Raw genomic sequence first — 22147 nt, forward strand, 5'->3', positions numbered from 1 at the left:
GTGCTCGACGATCTGCAGGGTGCCGCCGGACTTCAGGCCCGGGCAGGCCTCCTGATCGACGACGTGAACCGGAACCATGACCTTGATGGTCTGGCCGGCTGCGACGCGCAGGAAGTCGACGTGAATCGGGAAGTCCTTGACCGGGTCGAGCTGGTAGTCGCGCGGAATGACGCGCGTCTTCTTGCCGCCGACATTGATCTCGAAGATCGTGGTCAGGAAGTGGCCGCCATAGATCATCAGGCGGGTCTGGTTGGCGTTGAGCGCGATCGCCTGCGGGGCTTCGCCCGCACCATAGATCACGGCAGGAGTCTGGCCTTGACGACGAACTGCCCGGGCGGCCCCCTTGCCGACCTGGGTGCGCGCCGAAGCCTCGATTTGCTTCACGGCGGTCATGATGATGGTCCTCGTTTTCTTGATAAAGACACGGCCGCCCGATGGCGGCCGTCTTGGTCTCGCGCCCGTGCCTCCAAGGGTGTCAGTCGAGCGCGAGGAGGCTCATAGGCGAAAAAGCGGGAAAGCTCAACCCGGGGACGGGCGCTTCCGCTCAGGCGGCGACCAGTCCCAGCCGCTCGTCACGCCGGCGCAGCAGGTGCATCAGCGGCAGCGCCAGCAGTACCATCCAGGCCTTGCCGATGATCTGGCCCGACAGGAAGTCGAGGCTGCCGAAGGCGAGCCAGAGGAAGACGATGCTGTCGATGACGAGGCCGACAAGGCTCGATGCGATCACGGCCGTGACGAAGCGGCGCCGCTGCAGCGGCGTGTAGACGGCGAAGTCCGCGAGCTCCGAGAGAAGGAAGGCCGCGACCGAGGCGACGACGATCGCCGGCGGAGCAAGAAAGCCTGAGATCGCGGCGCCGACGAAGATCGCGCCCAGTCCGACCTTGGCACCGAGGCGGCGCTGGACGATGTCGCGCAGCACGAGCGCGAGGCCGATCATCAGCACGCCGCTCGGCGCCTTGATGCCCGGCGCGACCGGCACGAGGCAAGGACCGTTCGGCACGCAGACCGTGCCGACATTGCCGAGCATCCAGTTCGCGGCGGGGATGGTGAGCGTGAAAAGGACGAGGGCGACCAGCCCTTCGGTCCAGCGCTGCTGATCAGGAGTCATAGGATGGTCCAGTGTCGTCCGGTGAACAGAGAAAGCCAGCATAGCCCTTCGCCCGCAGCTCGCAGGCGGGGCAGGTTCCGCAGCCATAGCCCCAGGAATGGCGTGTCGTCCGGTTGCCGAGATAGCAGCTATGGCTGTCCTCGACCACCAGATCGAGCAACGTCTCGCCGCCAAGCTCGCGGGCCAGCGCGAAGGTCTGCGCCTTGTCGCGCCACATCAGCGGCGTGTGCAGCACCAATCGCCGGTCGAGCCCGAGATTGAGGGCGACCTGCATCGCCTTGATCGTGTCATCGCGGCAATCGGGATAGCCGGAATAATCGGTCTCGCAGACGCCAAGCACGATGTGCCTGCAGTTCCGGCGATAGGCCAGCGCCGCGGCGAAGGTCAGGAAAATCAGGTTCCGTCCCGGCACGAAGGTCGTCGGCAACCCGGTATCGGCGAAGGCGATCTCGCTCTCTCGCGTCAGCGCGGTCTCGGAAATCGTGCCGAGCGCAGCGAGGTCGATGATGTGGTCCGGCCCGAGCCGCTCCGCATAGGCCGAGGACAGGGTGGGCAGCTTATCGCGAATCGCGAGCCGGCATTCCAGCTCGACGCGGTGGCGCTGGCCGTAATCGAAGCCGACGGTTTCGACCGAGCCGAAGCGTGCAAGGGCCCAGGCGAGCGTGACGGTCGAATCCTGCCCGCCCGAGAACAGGACGAGTGCGCGGCCTTCGCCGGTCGTGGCAGCCGTCATCATACCATCCCGTTCAGTCGAACAGGCTGGAGACGCTCGATTCGCTCGCGGTGCGCTCGATCGCCTCGCCCATCAGGTTGGCAATGGAAATGACGCGGATGTTGCGCGCCACCTTCACTGCCTCGGTCGGCATGATCGAATCGGTGATCACCAACTCCTTGAGCTTGGAATTGGCGATGCGTGCGACTGCGCCGCCCGACAGCACGCCATGGGTGATGTAGGCGTAGACTTCCCTGGCGCCTTCCGCGAGCAGCGCTTCGGCGGCGTTGCAGAGCGTTCCGCCGGAATCGACGATATCGTCAAGCAGGATGCAGGAGCGGCCCTCGACCGAGCCGATGATGTTCATCACCTCGGATTCGCCCGGCCGGTCGCGGCGCTTGTCGACGATGGCGAGCGGAGCGTCGATGCGCTTGGCCAGTGCACGGGCACGGACCACGCCACCGACGTCCGGTGAAACGACCATGGCGTTCTTGTAGTCGAGCCGTTCCTTGATATCGCGGGCCATCAATGGCGCGCCGAACAGGTTGTCGGTCGGGATGTCGAAGAAGCCCTGGATCTGTCCGGCATGGAGATCGAGCGTCAGAACGCGGTCGACGCCGGCATGGGTGATGAGATTGGCGACGAGCTTGGCCGAGATCGGCGTACGGCCCGAGGCACGGCGATCCTGCCGGGCATAACCGAAATAGGGGATCACCGCGGTGATGCGCCGTGCCGAGGAACGGCGCAGGGCATCCGTGATGATCAACAGCTCCATCAGGTGGTCATTGGTGGGGAAGGAGGTCGATTGGATGACGAAGACGTCCTGCCCGCGAACATTTTCCTGGATCTCGACGAAGACCTCCATGTCGGCGAAACGCCGGACCTGGGCCTTGGCAAGGGGGATTTCGAGGGAGGCACAAATCGCTTCGGCGAGCGGCCGGTTGGAGTTTCCGGCGACGACTTTGAACGAAGAGGGCATGCCGTGGCGCACCGTGAGGACTGGCGGGGGCGGGAGTCGTGAGACCGGCTGAATTCGCAGCGCTCATAACAGCGCCATGACAATGAGTCGACCGCTGCACTGCAAAAACAGTGCGCGAATCACGCCTCACCCCACTGCGTTCAGCGGGATGCCTCGCTCAGGAGCGCTTGCCGCTGGTCGCAGCAGCCGTCTTGGTTTTCGCCTTGTCCTTATCCTTGGCGCTGTCCGCGGCAGGTTTGTCCGGCACCGGAGCGGTCACCAGGAAACTCGCGATCGCGTCCATCGAATCCGATGCTGCCTTGGCGACGATGGTCTGGTCGATGCTCGACCAGGGATCGCCGCCGCCGCCGCGCCTGCCGAGGCTCTCGCCCTGCACGCGCTGGGCGCGCTTCTTGCTCTCGTCATAGACGTCCCAGACGAAGGCCAGCGCAGTCTGGCCGTCCTCTGTCGGCTGGGCGGTCAAATAGCCGCGAACCCGGAAGCGCGCGGGTGCGTTGCCGGCGACGATCTCCATCTTGCGTTCCGCCGCCGCCTCGCCGAGCAGGCTCGCAAAATTCGTGGTGACCTGGTCGGGCGCACCGGAGATGCTCTGGACCGAGACCGGGACGCCGGGCGCATCGACGCGCGGACGCGCGGCCGTGCTGGTGGTTTCCTGGCAGCCTGCGAGCGCAAGCGCGAGGGCTGGCCCCAGAACGAGGCCGCTTAAACGACTAAACATGACGCCTCCCGCTTTTTGCGTACGGGTTTGCTGAGGATTCCCTGCGTGACTCTTGTAGGGTCAACGGATCGCGAGGTCCAGATCGGGCAAGTTCAGGTTTTCTGCGCCTTTATCGCCGACGAGATAGGTGCGGCCGAGGCACATCGCGGTCTCGCTCGCCGAATCCATCAGGATCATATGGGCGAACATCACCATGCCCGGAACGATCGGCCAGTCGTTGCTCTCGTAGAACATCGGCCAGTCCATCCAGCTCGGCGTGAACTTTGCGCCAAGCGAGTACCCGCAGGCATTGAGTCGGTGGCTGGAAAGACCGTGTTCGTCGAAGATCCGGGCATGGGCGGAGAAGACATCGCCTGCAGTCCGCCCCGGTTTCAGTTCAGCCTCGCAGGCGAGGAGCGCCGCCTTGGCGGCTTCATGATAGCTGAGATGCAGCGGGCGGGGCTCCCCGACCACGACGGTTCGCATGATCGCAGCATGGTAGTGTCTGTCGACGCCCGCGAATTCGAGCGTGATCTGATCCTGCGCGTCGAGCGTCCGGCGGCCCGACTTGTAGCGGCAAAGCAGGGCGTCGTGGCCGGAGCCGATGATGAACTCGTTGGCCGGATAGTCGCCGCCACCCGCGAAGATCGCATTGTGCTGTGCGGCCAGGATCTCGCCCTCGTCGGCGCCGGCCCGGATCAGGTCGAGCGCCGCCCTGTCGGCGGCGTCCGAGAGAGCGGCCGCGCGCCGGACACAGGCAATCTCTGCCGCCGATTTCACGGCGCGCAGCCGTGTCACGATCGTCGAGCTATCGACGAGAACGCTGATATCCGTGAAGGCCGCTTCCAACTTGCGGCCGCTTGCCGCGACAAGGCCGTAGGATTCAAACTCCACGCCGATGCGCTTGCCGGCCAGGCCGAGATCCTGTGCCAGCATGAGCAGGTCACGCGCAGGATTCGCGTCGCGGCCATCCTTCCAGATGCGGATATCGGCCAGATTCGAGGTGTGCTCGGCCTGGCGCAAATCGGCAGAGCGGGTCAGCAATGCCATGCTGCCATCGGCCTTCACCACCAGGCACTGGAAGAAGCAGAAGCCGAAGGTGTCATACCCGGTCAGCCAGAACATCGATTCCTGCTGGAACAGGAAGAGCGCATCGAGCCGATCGCCTTGCATGGCCAAGAGCAGGGCATCACGCCGGCGTGCGAATTCGGCGGGTGAGAAGTGCAGGGCCATGGCTCGCGAATCCCCTGTGCTGACGTGGTCCTCATGTTTAGGCCGGGCTCGCTCGGGCTCAAAGGACGTGGACGATGTGCCGCTGCGATTGCGGGCGAGGCCTTCGTCGCCCATATCAGGCGTGCTATGGAGCGCCGGCATTCGGCCCTGGAGATTGATGATGGCCACGACCTCGAACCGCATACTCGACGATCTCGCTCGTCTGGTCACCGACGCCGCGGGAGCCGCCCAGGGTGTGCGCCGTGAGGTCGAGACGGTCGCCCGCACGCAGATCGACCGCCTCCTGCGCGAGATGGACGTCGTGACACGCGAGGAGTTCGAAGCCGTGCGCGAGATGGCGGTTCTGGCCCGTGAAGAGAATGACAAGCTCGCCGCACGGCTGGCTGCCCTCGAGGCTGGGCGCGACAAGGGCTGAGCCGGCCCGTGTTCCGGCTGTGGACAGCAGCCGGCAGGGATTGAGCCCAACCCCCGAATCCGCCGAGCCTGCATCAGGTGTTGGGAGCGTCGTCGCGCCTGCGCTATCGTCGAAGGAGAGGTGATTCGCCGGTCGTATCCGCTTGGGGTGCGTTTGGCGGTCAGGAGGCCATATAGCGGCTTCCGCAGTCTTGTTGCGTCCCGCGCTTCCCCGTCGCCGTGTTCCCGTTCTCGAACGAGCTGGACCCGCATTCCCGCGGGGAGCTGGCAGTTGGACCCTGGGCATGATGGACCTTGACCTGGACGCAGAAGCCGAACGGCCTGCCAATCCTCTCGACCTGATCGAGCGCCTCGCCGCACTCAACAACTGGACGTTCGACCGCGACAGCGATGATGAGCTCTCCGTCTCCGTCACCGGAGGCTGGTCGGATTATCATGTCGCGATCACCTGGCTCTCCGAGGTGGAGGCGCTCCATATCGCCTGTGCCTTCGATCTCAAGGTGCCGGAGCGTCGGCGCGGCGAGGTGTTGCAACTTGTCAGCCTCGTCAACGAGCAGCTCTGGCTCGGCCATTTCGACCTCTGGAGCTCGGAGAACGTGGTGATGTACCGCCACGCGCTCCTGCTTTCCGGTGGTGCGGAGCCGACCGACGAGCAGGCCGCCGCCCTGATCAAATCGGCGATCGACGCCTGCGAGCGCTATTTCCAGGCCTTCCACTTCGTGGTCTGGGCCGGCAAGAGCGCGCGCGAGGGGCTCGAGGGGGCGATGCTCGAAACAGTCGGGGAAGCCTGAGACCCTGGTTTCGTCATGCCCGGGCTTGACCCGGGCATCCGTTGCCGCTTCTGGTCGTGCGATGCCCGGTTCCGGGCCGCGCATGACGTCACATATCGTTCCTCGTGAGGCCTCCATGTCCCGTTCCCTGCCGCAAACCCTTGTCCTCATTGGTGCGGGCAAGATGGGAGGCGCCATGCTCGAGGGCTGGCTGCGCATCGGCATGGATCCGACCGGGATCACGCTGATCGACCCCAAACCCTCGGACGAGATCGCGACGCTGGCGGCCGAGAAGGGCATAGCCCTCAACCCTGAGCCGCGCTCGGTGCCGCCGACCGAGGTTCTCGTGCTCGCGACAAAGCCGCAGATGCTCGATACGGCAGCGCCCTCGGTCCAGGCGTTCATCCAGCCGCAGACCCTGCTGATTTCCATTCTGGCCGGCAAGACGCTCGGCGATCTCTCGGCGCGCCTGCCCAATGCCACGGCGATCATTCGCGCGATGCCGAACCTGCCGGCTTCCGTACAGCGCGGCGTCACTGCGGCTGCCGCCGGCAGGGGCGTCAGTGCTGATCAACGGGCGATGGCGGATGCGCTGCTCGGGAGCATCGGAAAGGTCGAATGGCTTGCAACCGAAGATCTGATCGACGCGGTCACAGCCGTTTCGGGCTCCGGTCCCGCCTATGTCTTCCATCTCGTCGAGTGCCTGGCGGCAGCTGGCGTCGCAGCGGGACTTCCGGCCGAGACGGCCGAGCGCCTGGCGCGGGGCACCATCGAAGGAGCAGGGGAGATGCTCTATCAATCGCCGCTGTCGCCGGCGACCTTGCGCCAGAACGTGACCTCGCCTGCCGGAACGACGGCGGCAGCACTCGAAGTGCTGATGGCCGATAACGGACTTGCGCCGCTGATGCGCCGCGCGGTGGCTGCCGCCAAACGTCGCGCCGAAGAGCTTTCCGGCTGAACGGCCTTTCCTCAGCCGTGATCCAGACCTACCTTTCCGTCATCGCTTTGCGAATGGAGAGGTCCGATGGCCCGCAAACCCGCTTCCCCCAAAGCTGAAAAGCCTGCTGCAGGCGCGCCGCCCGCCGACTCGCGGAAGGCGGTGGTGGACGCGCTTTTCAATCTTGCGGCCTCGCGGCCGTGGGACGAGATCGAGCTCGGCGATATCGCCGCTGAGGCCGGCGTCTCGCTTGCGACGTTGCGCAACCTGTTTCCGTCCAAGCTCGCCATTCTCGGCGGGCTGACCCGTATCGTCGACGATGCGGTGCTCGCCGGCCAGTCCGATGACCTCGCAGACGAATCCTACCGCGAGCGGATGTTCGACCTGGTCATGCGCCGCCTCGATGCTCTTGCCCCTTACAAGGCCGGCCTGCGGCGCGTGATGCCGGCGCTGCGGCGCGATCCCCTGGCACTCGCGGCTCTCAATCGCGGTGCGGTCAATTCCTGGCGCTACATGCTCGCCTCGGCGGGGATCCCGACGGAGGACGCGCTGGGAGGCGTGCGCGTGCAGGGCGCGGTGTTGCTGATGGCGCGTGTCGCGGACGCCTGGCTCGACGATGACGAACCGGAACTCTCCCGGACAATGGCGCGTCTCGATCGCGAACTGAAGACTGCGAGCTGGGTGATGTCGCGGGCCGAGGATATCCATCGGCTCACGGCTCCGTTGCGCGGACTCGCCCGTGCCTTCTGCGGAGCCCGTCCGCGGGTTCGCCGCCGGGAGCGTGGCGAGGATGGCCGCCGGGGCGAGGATAACGAGGATTTCGCTCCGGCCATCTAGCATCGCCGCGCGCCAGCAAAATGAGGCGAAAACGGGGCAGAATTAACAAGGCCTTAGTTGTTGCCCGGGGAGTGTGAAGAATCACACCTCGCGAGGCTTACTCGATGCCGTTTCTGAAGAAGCTTGCTGCCTTGTCCATCGGCCGTTCGTTCGGTCTCATCGCCATTCTCGCGGCCGTCCTCGCCATCGGTGGGGTGAGCTTCACGCTCGTCCAGGCCCGCAGCGAGATGATCGCCCTCAAGCGCGCCGAGATGAAGAACGCCGTCGAGGCGGCTGCATCGACGGTCAACAGCTATCTGGCGCGGGCTGATAAGGGTGAGCTGAAGGAAGCCGAGGCGAAGAAGATGGCGCTCGATGCCATTTCCGCAGCGCGCTTCGACAACGGAAACTACTATTTCGTCGTCAATTTCGACGGCATCAGCGTTCTGCATGCCAATAAGAAGATCGAGACGACGGACATGATGCCGTTGAAGGATGCGACCGGAAAGTTCTTCGTCAAGGAGATGGTCGAACTCGCCAAGGCAAAGGGCACCGGATTTCTCGACTATTTCTGGCTCAGGACCAGCGACAAGGAGCCTTCTCTCAAGATTTCCTATGTCGTCTCCGTGCCGAAATGGAACTGGGTCGTCGGTTCCGGGCTGCATGTCGACGATGTCGACGCGGCCTTCCGTGGCATGATGCTCGATGTGGCCAAGGTCCTGGTTCCGCTTGGCCTGCTCATGCTTGGTCTGGTCGTGTTCCTGAGCCGCCGCTCGTCGAGCATGCTGACCTCGCTTGCGGACACGATGAACGAACTTGCGACCGGCAATCTGCAAAACCCGATCGCGCATCAGGAGCGTGGCGACGAGATCGGCAGCATGGCGCGTGCTCTCGTCGTCTTCCGCGATGCGGCTCTGGCGAAGGAGGAGATCGAGGCCGACAAGCAACGCGTCGAGGCGCAGGCGAGCGCGCATCGCGACGCCGCCGACCTGGACCGTCGCCGCAACGAAACCGAGCGAGCCCAGAGTTCCGCCCAGCAGGAAACGGTTGTCCGTGCGCTCGGGGCGGGTCTTGAACATCTCGCCGAGGGGGACCTGACCTACCGGATCGCGGATGTCTTTGCCGCCGACTACGTCAAGCTCAAGGACGACTTCAATGGCGCGATCGCCCGGTTGCAGGAGACGATGCGCCAGATTGCGACCAACACCGAAAGCATGAAGGCAGGCTCGGGCGAGATCAGCCAGGCGGCCGATGACCTCGCCAGCCGGACCGAGCAGCAGGCCTCATCGGTGGAGGAGACGGCAACCGCGCTCGACGAACTCACCGCCACCGTACGGCAGACCGCCGAAAGTGCGCGCCTCGCAAGCCAGGCGACCACTCAGGTCAAGACGGAGGCTGAGCAGTCGACCCAGATCGTGCGCGACGCAGTGTCGGCCATGGGCGGCATCGAGAAGTCTGCGGACGAGATCTCGCAGATCGTGGGTGTCATCGACGAGATTGCCTTCCAGACCAATCTGCTGGCACTGAATGCCAGCGTCGAGGCGGCGCGCGCGGGCGATGCCGGCAAGGGCTTCGCCGTCGTCGCGTCCGAGGTTCGGGCACTGGCGCAGCGTTCTGCCGAAGCGGCCAAGGAGATCAAGGGACTGATCACCGCTTCGACCGTCGAGGTCGACAAGGGCGTCGCACTGGTCGGCCAGACCGGCAATGCCCTGCAGCGGATGGCTGGCGAGATCACCCGCGTCACCGCGCTGGTTGCCGAGATTGCGTCGGCAGCCCAGGAGCAGGCTGCTGGACTCCAGGAGGTCAACAGCGCCGTCAACGAGATGGACCAGGCGACGCAGCAGAATGCCGCCATGGCGGAAGAGTCGACGGCCGCGGCGCATGCGCTGTCGCAGGAGGCTGATCGCCTCGCGGCTCAGGTCGCGCGCTTCAGGCTTGGCGGAGACGTTGCCGGTTTGCAGGATATGGCACGCAAGATGGCGAGCGTCGTCCCGCCCGCTCCTCGCGCAGCGGCCCCGAGCCGCAAGCCTGCCCCTCACCACGGAGCGGCGCCTGCCCGCAAACTCGAGCCGAGCGCGCATGATCGCGCCTGGGAGGAATTTTGAGTACGACGTCCGAACCGCCGGAGACGATCAGCTTCGACGATTTCCTCAAGGTCGACATTCGTGTCGGCACCATCGTCGAGGCACTGCCTTATCCCGAGGCACGCAAGCCGGCCTTCAAACTGGTGATCGATTTTGGCGGCGAGATTGGTCTCAAGAAATCGTCGGCGCAGATCACCACGCACTATCGCTGCGAGGATCTTCCGGGCCGGCAGGTCCTCGCGGTGGTCAATTTCCCGCCGCGCCAGATCGGAAAATTCATGTCAGAGGTCCTGACGCTCGGCATGCCTGATGGTAACGGCGAGGTGGTGCTGATCGGGCCCAGCCTCGCTGTCCCTAATGGTGGCCGGCTCTTCTGACGAGGGCTCAGGCAGCGGAACGGTCTCGCTGCCACGTCCCGGTTTCCAGTGTGGTCGGCGCCGGTTCGGCTGYCGACCAGTTGAAGGGCAGTGCGCGCTTGCGCCGCCAGGCGCGTGCGATGCGAAAGCGCCAGAGCCGCTGCGAGCCGCTTAAGGTTCCGAGCTCCGGGCCGCTCCAGACGATCTCCGTTTCGCCCTGAAGCTGAATGATGTCGCCCATCGCGAAGTCGGGAATGAGCAGCGCGGCGCGCGGCTCCAGCAGCAGATTGCCGAGTGTGTTGAAGTAGCTGTTGCCGGTGAAATCCGGGATCGTCAGGACGTCGCCGTCGATCCGGACAAAGCCCGGCCGGCCGCCGCGATGCGAAATGTCGACACCGGCGGCCGATCCGCCCTGGGGCCCGGACGAACTGGCGATGAACAGGGTATCCACGGCTCCGATCACGGTCCGGGCAGCCGCGTCCAAACGGGTCAGTGGCTCCGCCACCTCCGGCGAGCGGGCAATCGCTGTCGRGACGCGGGTCTGGATGTATTTCGCACAGTTCCCGAAGCTCTGTGAAACCTCGACCGAGAGACTGTCGGCATCGCGGGCGGCAATGATGCCGTTGGCGCGGTTACGTCGCCTCGTCGTGAAGTCGAGGCCAAGCAGGCCGACGGGACGGTCCGTTTCCAGCGCTGCGGCCGCCGGATCGGCTGCCGAGGGCAGCGCGGCGATGCGCAAGCGGGTAGGTGCGGGGCTTTGCACGAAGCCGGCTTCTCCGCTCAGCACGGTTGCGATCGGCCAGCCATCGCGACCGAGCCCGCCGACGAAGAGATAGGGCAGGAGCGGGAAGAAGGTCCTGTGCTGATCCGGCATGAGGCTGCGGATGCCGGCTCCGCGCGAGAACTGGCCTGCGCGGGCCTGCGCTTCGCGTTCACCCGGATGGAAGGGGGACTCGTCCATGGCGCATCATCCCTTGGCCGGGAGCGGTGAGGGCGGGATCGGCTTGAAGAAGGGCAGAGCCTCGATCCGCGCGGTCCAGGCTCTCACTGCCGGGTAGGGCTCGAGCGAGATGCCGCCTTCCGGAGCGTGCGCCACATATGAATAGCAGGCAAGGTCGGCCAGCGTTGGCTGTTCCGCCGCCAGGAAGGCGCGCTCCGCCAGGTGACTTTCCATGAAGGTGAGCAGCCGCGAGGAAATCCGTTCGGCGCGGGCGGCATCGTCCTTCAGTCCAAACTGGGTGATCAACCGCGCGGTCGAGGGACCGTGCATGACCTCTCCGGCTGCGATCGAGAGCCAGCGCTGGACCTGGGCCGCGGCGAGTGGCTCGCTTGGCAGCCAGGCGCTGTCCGGAGCGTAGCGCTTCACCAGATAGACCATGATCGCGTTGCTGTCGGCCAGTACCAGCGCCCCATCCTGGAGCACCGGGATCTGGCCGAGCGGATTGAGCGCGAGAAAGGCTTCGCTCCTGCGTACATCAGCCGGAGCGGAAGCGAAGCGATAATCGAGTCCGAGAGCCAGCAGCAGCAGCTCGACGCGATGGCCGTGGCCAGAGAGCGGCGTGCTGTGAAGGGTGATGCCGGTTGGTGACATAGGGTGACCTCCAGAGGTGAGGTCACAGTCTGTTTGTTTCAGTTCCTGAGCGAAACACGCTATTCTTGAAAGTCAGAATTCCATAGATAGGAACATTGATTGGACCGTCTCGACGAATTGGCGATCTTCGTAGCCATCCTTGATACCGGCAGCCTCGCGGGGGCGGGCCGGCAGTTGCGCCGTTCGCGCCCGGCGGTCACGCGGGCTCTTGCCGGGCTCGAGGAACGCGTCGGCGCACGCTTGATTGCCCGTACTACGCGCCAACTCACTCCGACGGATGCCGGGCGTGCGCTCGCGACCTCCGCGAGACGGATGCTGGCCGACTACGAGGCGTCGATGTCGGGTGTCTCCGCGGCCCCGGTTCGTGGCCTGCTGCGCGTCACTGCCCCGTTGGCCTTCGGCCGGCGCCATGTCACGCCCTTGGTGACGGAGTTCCTGGACCTGCATCCCGAGGTACAGGTCGAGCTCGTTCTGGCCGACCGCAATCTCGACATGATCGATGAAGGGCTCGACGTCGCAATCCGGATCGGTCCATTGCCGGATTCGCGGCTGGTCATACGCAAAGTCGGCGAGGTCAGACGCCTCCTGGTCGCGGCTCCATCCTATCTCGCAAGCCGTGGCATGCCGTCGCGCCCCTCGGACCTGCTGCAGCATGACACCATTGCCAGCGTGGCAGCAGGGCAGGGCATGCTCTGGCGTTTTGGCGGATCGGCGCGCGGGTCGAGCGTTGCCGTCGCGCCCCGGTTCATCGTCAACGAGATTGAATCGGGCCTGATTGCKGCCCGCGCCGGTCGCGGGCTGGCACGGCCGCTGTCCTACCAGGTGGCAGACGACATTGCCGCGGGAACACTGGTGCGGCTGCTGCGCGATTTCGAGCCGGCACCGCTGCCTGTGCACCTCGTTGTTCCGAGCGGGCAGCATCTGGCAGCGAAGGTAAGGGCCTTCCTTGATCAGGCGGCCGCGTATTTCCAGCGCCTCGGCGCGATCCGGCCCGAAGGCGTGTCGTGAGGTCCAGCGTAGCCCGCGATGGCCGAGACGACAGCGCTCCCCCGCGAGTCAGCGGGGCGTGATGTCGCGCAGATCAGACCGGAAGTCGGACGGTGGCGCGCAGGCCGCCCAGCGGCGAGTCCGCCAGGATGATGTCGCCGCCATGGGCCCGGGCGATGTCTCGGGCGATGGCAAGACCGAGCCCCGTGCCGCCACTGTCGACATTGCGGGCCTCATCCAGCCGGAAGAACGGACGAAAAACATCCTCCCGCAAGCCGGCGGGGATGCCTGGGCCGTCATCGTCGATCATCACGATCAGATAGCGGGCGTCGTGGGTAGCACGAATGGCGATGCGATCGCCGAAGCGCGCTGCGTTGGAGACGAGATTCGTCAGCAGGCGGCGGATCGCGTCCGGTCGAATCACGACCAGCGGGTCGCCGACGACTTCGAGCTCGGTCTGATGGCCTTGCCGTTCGGCATTGACCTTCAGATCTTCCAGAAGGGCGCGGATATCGGTCTCGACCRCAGCCTCGCCGACGTCGCCGCGGGCGAAGGCGAGATAGTCCTCGAGCATACGGCTCATCTCGTCGACATCCTTCTCCAGCGCGTCGATCTCCGAGGAGCGTTCGAGAAGTGCGAGTGAAAGCTTGAAGCGAGTCAGGATCGTGCGCAGGTCGTGGCTGACGCCGTTGAGCATGGTCGTGCGCTCGCCGACCGAGCGTTCCACGCGGCGCTTCATTTCTATGAAGGCGTTGCCGGCACGCCGGACCTCGCGCGCGCCGCGCGGCCGGAAATCGGAGTCGCGTCCCTTGCCAAATGCCTCCGCAGCGTCGGCCAGGCGCAGGATCGGCCTGATCTGGTTACGCAGGAACAGCACGGCGATGGTCAGCAGGATCAGCGATGTGCCGATCATCCAGATCAGGAAGATATGGCTGTTCGAGGCATAGGCCTGACTGCGCCGCGTCAGTACCCGCATCACGTTCGGCCCGAGCTTCACCCTGATCTCGATCAGGCTGGAGCGGCCGACCGTATCGAGCCAGAAGGGCCGTGCGACCTGCTGGCTCAGTTCCGTCGAGAGCGCACTGTCGAGCAGCGAGAAGAACGGGCGGGGGCCCGGTGGCGGCAGATCGGCGTCCGGGATGATGTCGACATCCAGGCCGAGGCGCTCCAGTGCGATGCGACTGAGCACGCTTGCCTGCGCATCCTGCGGATAGCTCTCATAGACGTCAATCAGCGCCGCGATGTCGGCCGAGACGGCCGAGGACAGGCGTTGCGTCACCGTCTGCCAGTGCCGCTCCATGAAGACATAGGCGATGACCGACTGCAGCAGCACGACCGGCGCAATGACGATGACGAGGGCGCGCGGATAGAGGCCCTTCGGCATGTAGCGACCGATCATCCGCAGCGGCCGGCCGCCGAGCTTCAGCACGGGCCTGAGCATGCGTGCGAGCCCGACCCGCACATGTCCCATCGCGGCCCCGACCCGCCGAAGGCCGAGGCCGACGGCCTGAGCCAAGCGCATGCCACGCGCGCCGACTTGCATCGATTCAGCCCCGATCCGTGACCAGCCGGTAGCCGACACCCCGAACGGTCTGGAGATAGAGCGGGTCTGCCGGGTCGCGCTCGATCTTGCGGCGCAGCCGGTTGATCTGGACGTCGATGGTGCGGTCATTGGCCGCCGAGCCCTGCGCCGCGAGCTGTTCGCGCGGGACATGCTCACCCGCGCGCTCGGCCAGGGCCGTCAGGATCTCGCGCTCGCGCTCGGTGAGCCGGATCGTTTCCTCGCCATGGCGCAATTCGCCGCGGGCGAGACCATAGATGAAGGGGCCGAAGCGGACGAAATCAGGGTGGCTGCCCGATTGCGGGGCATCCACGACGATGGTTCGCTTGAGGATGTTGCCAAGCCTCAGGATGAGCTCGCGCGGCTCGAAAGGCTTGGTGAGATAGTCATCGACGCCGATTTCCAGCCCATTGATGCGGTCGGCGCTGTCGGCGCGCGCGGTCAGCATCAGGATCGGGGCGTTGGAACCTCCGCGGAAACGACGGGCAAAGTCGAAGCCGTTCTCGCCGGGCATCATGATGTCGAGCACGATGGCGTCGAAGACGAGATGGGCAAGGCGCGAATCGGCCTCGGCCGCATTGGCGGCCGTGGTGACACGGTAGCCGTGATCGCCGAGAAAGCGCGCCAGCAGGTCGCGCAGGCGGCGGTCGTCGTCGACCACGAGGATATGCGGGGCCTCGTCTGGGACCGGCTTCAGGGCCTTGGCTGCGGTCATCGGGCTTGGTCCTCTTCGTAGCCGGAGCGCGATCCCCGCCGCCGGGAGACCAGGATCCCCCGGTTTGGCGACGGTGCCATGTCCGGCTTGGATGCTCTTCGCCGCGCAGCTCACACCGGCGTAGCGAGAAAGCCCAGTACCTTCTTGCGTTCGGCGGGATCGATCAACCCCGCGAGATAGCGCGCCACCTGCTCGCCTGCCTCGGGGCCGACGGCGCTGAGCGCCGCATTGATCCGTTTGCCCTGGAGACGCGCCAGCCTCACGGCCAGCTCCTTGCCGGTATCCGTCGGATAGAGGTTGCGMTGGCGCTTGTCCTGCGTGCCCATGCGGGACTCGACGAAGCCGGTCTCGACAAGCTCCTTCAGCACGCGGTTAAGGCTCTGCTTGGTGATCTGCAGGATGTCGAGCAGTTCGGCGATCGTCAGGCCCGGGCGCCTCTGCACGAAATGCAGCACGCGGTGATGCGCCCGGCCGAAGTCGTAATCCGCCAGGATGCGGTCGGGGTCGCTGACGAAATCGCGATAGGCGAAGAAGAAGAGCTCGATCAGGTCGTAGGGTACGTCCTCGGCGGGCGCGGGCCGGGGCGCATCGGTCGATCGGACTTGCGTGTCAGTCACGAGGCGCTCCATATTTTACGTCAGCCATGTTGACATATCTCAGACGGAAGATTACCGGTCAAGCATCCGGGGCGACTGATTATGTCGCTTTCGGTTGCTGCAGCGCAGTAATTGTTCAGTGCTTGCGCGCCCTACGCCCTTGTGGCCCAGTTCGGCGCATGAAGACTCGCAGAGGAGTTGCCCCATGTCTGTCATTCCTTTCGACCAGCGCGACGGCGTGATCTGGTTCGACGGCAAGCTCGTGCCGTGGAAGGACGCCAAGGTGCACGTACTGACCCACGGGTTGCATTACGGCTCCTGTGTCTTCGAGGGCGAACGCTCCTATGACGGCGTCATCTACAAGTGCACCGAGCATTCGCAGCGCTTCCACAAGTCGGCCGAGATCATGGATTTCGCGATCCCCTATTCGGTCGCCGAGATCGACGCAGCCAAATATCTCTGCCTCAAGGAGAACGGCCTCAAGGATGCCTATCTCCGCCCGGTCGCCTGGCGCGGCTCGGAGATGATGGCTGTGTCCGGCATGAACAACAGCATCCATACCGCGATCGCGGTCTGGGAGTGGCCGAGCATGTTCGACATGGCCCAGAAACTGAAGGGCGTGCGTCTCGACGTTGCCGATTATCGCCGTCCCGACCCGGCCTGCGCGCCGGTCCATGCCAAGGCTGCCGGACTCTACATGATCTGCTCGCTCTCCAAGCACAAGGCGGAGCGGGCCGGCTATGCCGACGCGATGATGCTCGACTGGGAAGGCAATGTCGCCGAATGCACCGGCGCCAATATCTTCTTCATAAGGGATGGCGTGGTTCACACCCCGACCGCCGACAGGTTCCTGAATGGCATTACCCGCCAGTCCGTGATCGATCTGTGCCGGGCACGCGGTTTCGAAGTGGTCGAGCGGCGCATCCGCCCGGAGGAGCTCGAGGGCTTCTCGGAATGCTTTATCACCGGCTCGGCCGCCGAGGTGACGCTAGTCTCCGAAATCGGGCCCTACAAGTTCATCACCGGCAATATGGGCAAGGTGATCATGGAAGATTATTCCGCTGCGGTGAGGCCAGCCTCCAAGGCAGCGTGAGCGATCGAACAAAGGCCCGGTCGAGAGACCGGGCCTTTTGCTATTTGGCGAGCTTCACGTCGCTTCGATAGAGCGTCGGCCAGTCCTCCGGATCCACGCCGCGGCATTCCGGCATCTCGCTCAAGGCGGTCAGAACGAAGCCCGAGCCGGTCCAGGCATAGTTGCCGGCACTGCCGCAATCCCCGATGCCGCGCGCCTTGCCGAAGAAGCCGACCTGTCCGGTCGCTGGGTCGAAGCTGGCATTGATCAGGAGATTGTCGCTGTTGGCGCCGGGTTGAGGGAACATGACCTTCCTGGCCTTCGCGACATCACTGCCGGTCACGCTCCAGAAGCCGGTCGTGACATTGTAGGCGCCGCGCGAGCAGAGCAGGCCAACCAGCTTCGTGGAGGCGTCAAGCGACCAGACGCTGTCGGAATCCGAGTCCGCGTCGCCGCCGTCGTCGCAAAGGTCGGGGTCGTGTTGCTTGAGGTGCTTGCGCAGCGCAACCACCATGGCCTTCGTCGCCTTGGCGTCGGGCGCAGGAAACCCGGCAGTCGCCCGCGCGTCGATCACAGGCAGGGCCGGCGCCGCAGGCACGGTCGTGGCCGGGCCCTTGCGGATCAGTGCACTCGTGCCGCCAAGCCTGCCCTGCTGCTCGTCGATCCAGAGCATGGCGGCGACCGACCCCGCGAGCGAGATGTCGTAGGTCTTGCCGGCAAGCTTGGCCGTCAGCCGGGTCGCCTTTCGCGCTGCGGCGATGAGGGCCTCGGTATCGGCGTCGGACAGCAGAAGGGTTGCGCTGTCCTCACCGTCGCGACGGGCGGGCAGGCTCTTGCCTGCGGCGGGGAAGGGGGCGCCATCCAGAAGCAATTGTACGGAGAGCGGCGCCTTGAGCTGCTCGCCTCTGAGACGCAGGGAGAATGAGGCTGCACCGGCCGGTCCGGCCGAGCGCTCGAGCTTCAGGAAGCCGATATCGCTCGCTGCTTCCGCGGGCAGCGACAAGGCCGTGCAGCCCTTGAGATTGTCGCATCCGGCGATCCAGTCACGGAAGGTCTTGATGCCGGTTTCGGCGGCTTGGGCGTGGCCCAGGCCGAGCAGAGTGGCTACGCCGACTGCGGAGATCAGCGGGCTCTTCTGTTGGCCAGACATTCATTCAGTTCCAGCGTGCTGCGGCGGTATCATCGTCGGCCTTGGCTTCGACCCATCCGCCGATGGTGCCGTCGCTCAGGTGCTCGCGCTTCCAGAAKGGAGCCCGGGTCTTGAGATAGTCCATCAGGAATTCGGCTGCCTCGAAGGCGGCGCGGCGATGGCGTGATGCGGCGACCACCAGCACGATCTGTCCGCCCGGCCTGATCAGCCCGTAACGATGGATGGCGACCAGACCATTGAGCGGCCAGCGCTCGACTGCCTCCGCTGCCACGCGCCCGATCTCGGCCTCGGCCATGCCGGGATAATGCTCGAGCTCGAGCGCTGCCAGTTGGCCACCTTCATCGCGACAAAGCCCGGCGAAGGTGACGACGGCGCCGATATCGGTCCGGTCGCGGGTCAGCGCCGCGACCTCGGCGTTGAGGTCGAAATCCTCGCGCTGGATGCGGACGACCGGAGTCATGGCGTGGGCCCGGCTTGCCTCAGCCGCCCGTCATCGGCGGGAAGAAGGCGATCTCCCTGGCGCCTGCGAGGGAGGCTTCCGGCTTGACATGGACATGGTCGATGGCGGCGCGCACGATCGCGGCATTCTCGAAGGCCATCTCGTAGCCTTCGTCGCGCCCTCTCAGCCAATCCACCAAGTCAGCCACGGTCCGTGCCTCGTGGGGCACCTCCACGGTTTCTTCCGCAACGCCGATGCGTTCGCGGACCCAGGCGAAATAGACGAGCTTCAGGGTTCGCGTCTCGGCCAGACTGTCGATCATGATGCGCGCTCATCCTCATCCACCAGATGGCGGATTCCGGAGTTAAGATAATCCCACCCGGTATAGATGGTCAGGATTGCCGCCAGCCACAGCATGACGATGCCGATCTGCGTATTATACGGCAGAACCTTGTCGCCGGCGGGGCCGGCAACGAGGAAGCCGAGCGCCAGGAGTTGCGCCGTAGTCTTCCATTTCGCCACCTTGCTGACGGGAACGCTGACCTGCAGCTCGGCCAGGAACTCGCGCAAGCCCGATACCAGGATCTCGCGGCAGAGGATGACGATGGCCGCCCAGAGCGACCAGCCATAGATCGTGCCGTCTGCGACAAGCATCAGCAGCAGGGCACAGACCAGAAGCTTGTCGGCGATCGGATCGAGCATCCGGCCGATCGCCGAATGCTGGCTCCACGCCCGGGCGATCCACCCGTCGAGATAATCCGTCACAGCCGCCGCGACATAGATCGCCAACGCGATCCAGCGCATCCAGTCGTCGCGCGGCCAGAATAGCAGCGCCACCAGCGCCGGAATCGCTGCGATCCGGCCGTAGGTCAGCAAATTTGGCAGGGACCAAGGGCCCCGCCGCCTGATGGCATCTGGAAGAATCGTCACGGGAAACACCAAAGCAGCGCGCTTGTGACAGCGTCAACACGCAATCCCGCGAGGCGTGTACGAGCCCTACGCATCGTGAAAGAAATCGTGCACCGCCTTGGCGGTGGCGGCATTGACGCCGGGCGTGCGCATCAGGTCGTCGAGCTTGGCGCGCTGGATCGCCTTGACCGTGCCGAAATGCAGCAGAAGCGCCCGCTTTCGCGAAGGGCCAATGCCCGCAATCTCGTCGAGCGGGTTCTTGGTGATGTCGCGCTTGCGTCTGGCGCGATGCGTGCCGATGGCGAAACGATGCGCCTCGTCGCGCAGGCGCTGGATGAAATAGAGGCCGGGGTCGCGCGGTGGCAGCTTGAACGGCTCCTTGCCGGCCATGAAGAACGTCTCGCGCATGGCGTTGCGGTCGGCGCCCTTGGCAATGGCCACAAGTGGAATATCGGTGACACCACATTCGGCCATGATCAGGCGCGCGGCCTCGAACTGGCCCTTGCCACCATCGACGATGACGAGATCGGGGCGCGAGGGAAAGGCGGTTTCGTCCTGAGCCTCGGGGGGCGGGGCAGGAGATTCGGCCACTGCGAGATCGACGGCGTCGCCGCCCTCCGCTGCCACGCTCTCCTTCGCCAATCGCGAGAACCGCCGCTTCAGCACCTCCCGCATCATGCCGAAATCGTCGCCGGCAATGGTGTCGGAGGAGATGTTGAAGGTGCGGTAATGGCTCTTCATGAAACCGTCCGGGCCGGCGACGATCATGCCGCCGACCGCATTCGTCCCCATGATGTGGGAGTTGTCGTAGACTTCGACGCGGCGCGGCGGCCTTGGCAGCCCGAAGGCTTCGCCGAGCGCGACAAGCAGACTCTGCTGCCCGGCATTGTCGGCGAGCTTGCGGGAGAGTGCCTCATGCGAGTTCTTCCGGGCGTGGGCGACGAGATCGAATTTCTCGCCACGCTTGGGCGCCGCGATCTCGACCTTGCGGCCGGCGCGAGCCGAGAGCGCTTCGCCGATCAGTTCGATCTCCTCGACCTCATGCGAGAGCAGCACGAGGCGTGGCGGCGGCTTGTCGTCGTAAAACTGGGTGACGACGGAGGCCAGGACTTCGGCGGGCGTGAGGCTTTTGTCGGCGCGAGGGAAGAGCGCCCGATTGCCCCAGTTCTGGTGGTTGCGGAAGAAGAAGATCTCGACGCAGAAATGCCCGGCCTGCTCATCGATGGCGAACACATCCGCCTCCTCGACGCCCTGGGTGTTGATGTCCTGGCCGGCCTGGACCGCAGAGAGCGCCGCCAGCCGGTCGCGGTAGCGCGCCGCCTGCTCGAACTCGAGAGCCTCCGCTGCCGCCTGCATCCGCTCCGACAGCGTCCGCTTCACGGTCGAGGAGCGGCCTGACAGGAAATCGCGCGCCTGATCAGCCAGTGCCTGGTAATCGGCATGCGAGATTTCGCCCGTGCAAGGCGCGGCACAGCGCTTGATCTGGAAGAGCAGGCAGGGCCGCGTGCGGTTCTCGTAATAGCTGTCGGAGCAGGAGCGCAGCAGGAACGCCTTCTGCAGTGCGTCGATGGTGCGCTTCACCGCCTGGACCGATGCGAACGGCCCAAAATAATCGCCCTTGCGTTGGCGCGAGCCGCGATGCTTGGCGATCTGCGGGGCAGGGTGGTCGCCCGTCAGCAGGATATAGGGAAAGGATTTGTCGTCGCGAAGCAGGACATTGTAGCGCGGCCTGAGCTGCTTGATCAGGTTGGATTCGAGCAGCAGCGCCTCGGTTTCCGTCCCCGTGGTGACGAATTCCATGTTCGCCGTCTCGGAGATCATCCGGGCGACGGCGTTGGTATGGGCAAGCCCGCGCGCATAGGCCGTGACGCGATTCTTCAGGCTCTTGGCCTTGCCGACATAGAGCACCTCGCCGGCCCGATCGAACATACGGTAGACGCCGGGCTTGTTCGGCAGGTGCTTGGCGAAGCCGGCGATGACCTCGATGCCGTGCTTCAGTTCGGAGGGCGCGGTCTCGCCGGCATCGACGGTTGCGTCGGGGAGCGGGAGGCCATCCTCCTCGTCCTCGATCTCGTCTTCCGGCAAGTCGTCGGTGCGCTGGCGATTCATGAGCCCGATGTAAGATGCCCGAGGCGTTTCGTCATGTCAGGAGCGTGCGCCGCCCTGTGGCAAAATGCACGGGTGAGGTGGTGCTCCCGGAGCAACGTTGCTCCCATATGAATTGACCAATCCAAACGACGCGCTCGAGGGAGGACGGAACCCCATGCCCCAACAGGATAATCTCAGGATCGTTCTGGCCGCTCGCCCGGTCGGCCGGCCCCGCCCCAGCGATTTCAGGCTCGAGCACGCTGCGGTTCCGGAGGCTTCCGACGGCCAGGTGGTTCTGCGCATCCTCTATCTCTCGCTCGACCCCTATATGCGKGGGCGCATGAGCGATGAGAAATCCTATTCCGCTCCGGTGGCGATCGGTCAGGTGATGGAAGGCGGCACAGTTGCGGAGGTTCTGGAGAGCCGCCACCCCGACTTCAGGCCAGGCGATATCGTGCTTTCGCATTCCGGCTGGCAGTCCTACGCGGTGGCCGACGGGGGCCATCTGCGCAAGATCGATCCGGCCGCCGCGCCAATCACGACCGCGCTGGGCGTGCTCGGGATGCCAGGCTTCACCGCTTATGCCGGCCTGTTGACGATCGGCCAACCCAAGGCGGGGGAGACCGTGGTCGTGGCAGCCGCCAGCGGGCCTGTGGGATCGGCCGTGGGGCAGATCGCGCGGATCAAGGGCGCGCGCGCCGTCGGGGTCGCGGGTGGCGAGACGAAATGCGCCTTCATCCGCGAGACCTTCGGATTCGATGCCGTCGTCGATCACAGCGCTCCCGATTTCGCCGACCAACTGGCGGCGGCCTGTCCGAATGGCATCGACGTCTATTTTGAGAATGTCGGCGGCAAGGTCTGGGACGCGGTGTTTCCGCTGCTGAACGGCTTTGCCCGGATTCCGGTCTGCGGGCTGATTGCGCAGTATAACAG

At 65.2% G+C, this 22147-nt stretch carries 25 protein-coding genes; 9 read left to right on the forward strand and 16 right to left on the reverse strand.

The annotated features are described in order from the left end of the window. The 6 genes from AC1DJT_RS16975 to AC1DJT_RS17000 all read right to left on the reverse strand — a co-directional run. Positions 1-393 (reverse strand): 50S ribosomal protein L25/general stress protein Ctc (locus AC1DJT_RS16975; RefSeq protein WP_476834492.1); only part of this gene is annotated, 393 nt, incomplete at its 3' end. Between the two features lie 151 nt (positions 394-544). After that, positions 545-1108, reverse strand: coding sequence for a VUT family protein (locus tag AC1DJT_RS16980; RefSeq protein WP_441489508.1), 564 nt, complete (start codon positions 1106-1108; stop codon positions 545-547). After that, positions 1098-1841: a 7-cyano-7-deazaguanine synthase QueC gene (queC, locus tag AC1DJT_RS16985; RefSeq protein WP_476768062.1), complete on the reverse strand. Its 744-nt coding sequence runs from the start codon at positions 1839-1841 to the stop codon at positions 1098-1100. The genes AC1DJT_RS16980 and queC overlap by 11 nt, the downstream gene beginning before the upstream one ends. Before the next feature lie 13 nt (positions 1842-1854). Continuing rightward, entirely contained in the window at positions 1855-2799 is a 945-nt protein-coding gene (locus AC1DJT_RS16990) for a ribose-phosphate pyrophosphokinase (RefSeq protein WP_069882563.1), read from the reverse strand. 157 nt (positions 2800-2956) lie between these two features. Then, the gene (locus AC1DJT_RS16995) at positions 2957-3517 is read right to left on the reverse strand and encodes a hypothetical protein (protein ID WP_476768061.1); all 561 of its coding nucleotides are present in this window, start codon (positions 3515-3517) and stop codon (positions 2957-2959) included. Positions 3518-3577: 60 nt separating this feature from the next. Beyond that, on the reverse strand, positions 3578-4729 hold the full coding sequence (locus AC1DJT_RS17000) for a M24 family metallopeptidase (RefSeq protein WP_476768060.1): 1152 nt from the start codon (positions 4727-4729) through the stop codon (positions 3578-3580). Between the two features lie 160 nt (positions 4730-4889). Here AC1DJT_RS17000 and AC1DJT_RS17005 point away from each other — a divergent pair, with 160 nt between their 5' ends. The 6 genes from AC1DJT_RS17005 to AC1DJT_RS17030 all read left to right on the forward strand — a co-directional run bounded on the left by AC1DJT_RS17005 (position 4890) and on the right by AC1DJT_RS17030 (position 10127). Continuing rightward, positions 4890-5144 carry an accessory factor UbiK family protein gene (locus AC1DJT_RS17005; RefSeq protein ID WP_441489504.1) on the forward strand — a complete coding sequence of 85 codons (255 nt, stop codon included), beginning with the start codon at positions 4890-4892 and terminating at the stop codon, positions 5142-5144. 283 nt (positions 5145-5427) lie between these two features. Then, on the forward strand, positions 5428-5934 hold the full coding sequence (locus AC1DJT_RS17010) for a type III secretion system chaperone family protein (protein WP_043232643.1): 507 nt from the start codon (positions 5428-5430) through the stop codon (positions 5932-5934). A 115-nt stretch (positions 5935-6049) separates the two neighbouring features. Continuing rightward, positions 6050-6871: a pyrroline-5-carboxylate reductase gene (gene proC, locus AC1DJT_RS17015; protein WP_441489503.1), complete on the forward strand. Its 822-nt coding sequence runs from the start codon at positions 6050-6052 to the stop codon at positions 6869-6871. Positions 6872-7015: 144 nt separating this feature from the next. Continuing rightward, positions 7016-7687: a TetR/AcrR family transcriptional regulator gene (locus AC1DJT_RS17020; RefSeq protein WP_476768059.1), complete on the forward strand. Its 672-nt coding sequence runs from the start codon at positions 7016-7018 to the stop codon at positions 7685-7687. 104 nt (positions 7688-7791) lie between these two features. Further along, entirely contained in the window at positions 7792-9771 is a 1980-nt protein-coding gene (locus AC1DJT_RS17025) for a methyl-accepting chemotaxis protein (protein WP_476834493.1), read from the forward strand. After that, positions 9768-10127 (forward strand): tRNA-binding protein, encoded by a 360-nt coding sequence (locus AC1DJT_RS17030; protein ID WP_441505188.1) that lies wholly within the window; start codon positions 9768-9770, stop codon positions 10125-10127. The genes AC1DJT_RS17025 and AC1DJT_RS17030 overlap by 4 nt, the downstream gene beginning before the upstream one ends. Before the next feature lie 7 nt (positions 10128-10134). Here the strand turns inward: AC1DJT_RS17030 and AC1DJT_RS17035 are convergent, their stop codons facing one another. Together AC1DJT_RS17035 and AC1DJT_RS17040 are read right to left on the reverse strand one after the other, a co-directional pair. Further along, complete coding sequence (locus AC1DJT_RS17035; RefSeq protein WP_476834494.1) at positions 10135-11067, reverse strand: pyridoxamine 5'-phosphate oxidase family protein; 933 nt, start codon at positions 11065-11067, stop codon at positions 10135-10137. A gap of 6 nt (positions 11068-11073) precedes the next feature. Further along, positions 11074-11697 (reverse strand): glutathione S-transferase, encoded by a 624-nt coding sequence (locus AC1DJT_RS17040; RefSeq protein ID WP_441505190.1) that lies wholly within the window; start codon positions 11695-11697, stop codon positions 11074-11076. Between the two features lie 99 nt (positions 11698-11796). Between AC1DJT_RS17040 and AC1DJT_RS17045 the strand changes: the two genes are divergently transcribed. Continuing rightward, complete coding sequence (locus AC1DJT_RS17045) at positions 11797-12705, forward strand: LysR family transcriptional regulator (RefSeq protein ID WP_476769485.1); 909 nt, start codon at positions 11797-11799, stop codon at positions 12703-12705. A 73-nt stretch (positions 12706-12778) separates the two neighbouring features. Here the strand turns inward: AC1DJT_RS17045 and AC1DJT_RS17050 are convergent, their stop codons facing one another. From AC1DJT_RS17050 to AC1DJT_RS17060, 3 genes are all read right to left on the reverse strand, one after another. Then, a complete protein-coding gene (locus AC1DJT_RS17050; RefSeq protein ID WP_476834497.1) occupies positions 12779-14125 on the reverse strand; it encodes an ATP-binding protein in 1347 nt (448 codons plus the stop codon). Between the two features lie 106 nt (positions 14126-14231). After that, entirely contained in the window at positions 14232-14960 is a 729-nt protein-coding gene (locus AC1DJT_RS17055) for a response regulator (RefSeq protein ID WP_069879638.1), read from the reverse strand. Between the two features lie 110 nt (positions 14961-15070). Then, complete coding sequence (locus AC1DJT_RS17060; RefSeq protein WP_476834495.1) at positions 15071-15589, reverse strand: MarR family winged helix-turn-helix transcriptional regulator; 519 nt, start codon at positions 15587-15589, stop codon at positions 15071-15073. Positions 15590-15761: 172 nt separating this feature from the next. On the opposite strand from AC1DJT_RS17060, the gene AC1DJT_RS17065 reads away from it, so the two are divergent. After that, positions 15762-16649 (forward strand): branched-chain amino acid aminotransferase, encoded by an 888-nt coding sequence (locus AC1DJT_RS17065; protein WP_441505194.1) that lies wholly within the window; start codon positions 15762-15764, stop codon positions 16647-16649. Between the two features lie 40 nt (positions 16650-16689). Here AC1DJT_RS17065 and AC1DJT_RS17070 read toward each other — a convergent pair whose 3' ends face one another. The 5 genes from AC1DJT_RS17070 to uvrC all read right to left on the reverse strand — a co-directional run bounded on the left by AC1DJT_RS17070 (position 16690) and on the right by uvrC (position 21235). Continuing rightward, complete coding sequence (locus AC1DJT_RS17070) at positions 16690-17778, reverse strand: DUF1176 domain-containing protein (protein ID WP_441505195.1); 1089 nt, start codon at positions 17776-17778, stop codon at positions 16690-16692. 4 nt (positions 17779-17782) lie between these two features. Further along, positions 17783-18238 (reverse strand): molybdenum cofactor biosynthesis protein MoaE, encoded by a 456-nt coding sequence (locus AC1DJT_RS17075; protein WP_441489493.1) that lies wholly within the window; start codon positions 18236-18238, stop codon positions 17783-17785. A gap of 19 nt (positions 18239-18257) precedes the next feature. After that, on the reverse strand, positions 18258-18509 hold the full coding sequence (gene moaD, locus AC1DJT_RS17080; protein ID WP_113512320.1) for a molybdopterin converting factor subunit 1: 252 nt from the start codon (positions 18507-18509) through the stop codon (positions 18258-18260). Between the two features lie 26 nt (positions 18510-18535). Next, positions 18536-19147 carry a CDP-diacylglycerol--glycerol-3-phosphate 3-phosphatidyltransferase gene (gene pgsA, locus AC1DJT_RS17085; protein WP_043232683.1) on the reverse strand — a complete coding sequence of 204 codons (612 nt, stop codon included), beginning with the start codon at positions 19145-19147 and terminating at the stop codon, positions 18536-18538. A gap of 66 nt (positions 19148-19213) precedes the next feature. Beyond that, complete coding sequence (gene uvrC, locus AC1DJT_RS17090) at positions 19214-21235, reverse strand: excinuclease ABC subunit UvrC (protein WP_476769487.1); 2022 nt, start codon at positions 21233-21235, stop codon at positions 19214-19216. 154 nt (positions 21236-21389) lie between these two features. On the opposite strand from uvrC, the gene AC1DJT_RS17095 reads away from it, so the two are divergent. Continuing rightward, a partial coding sequence (locus tag AC1DJT_RS17095) for an NADP-dependent oxidoreductase (RefSeq protein ID WP_476834496.1) occupies positions 21390-22147 on the forward strand: 758 nt, incomplete at its 3' end.

This window comes from Allobosea sp. 05T422_2 (assembly GCF_056396265.1).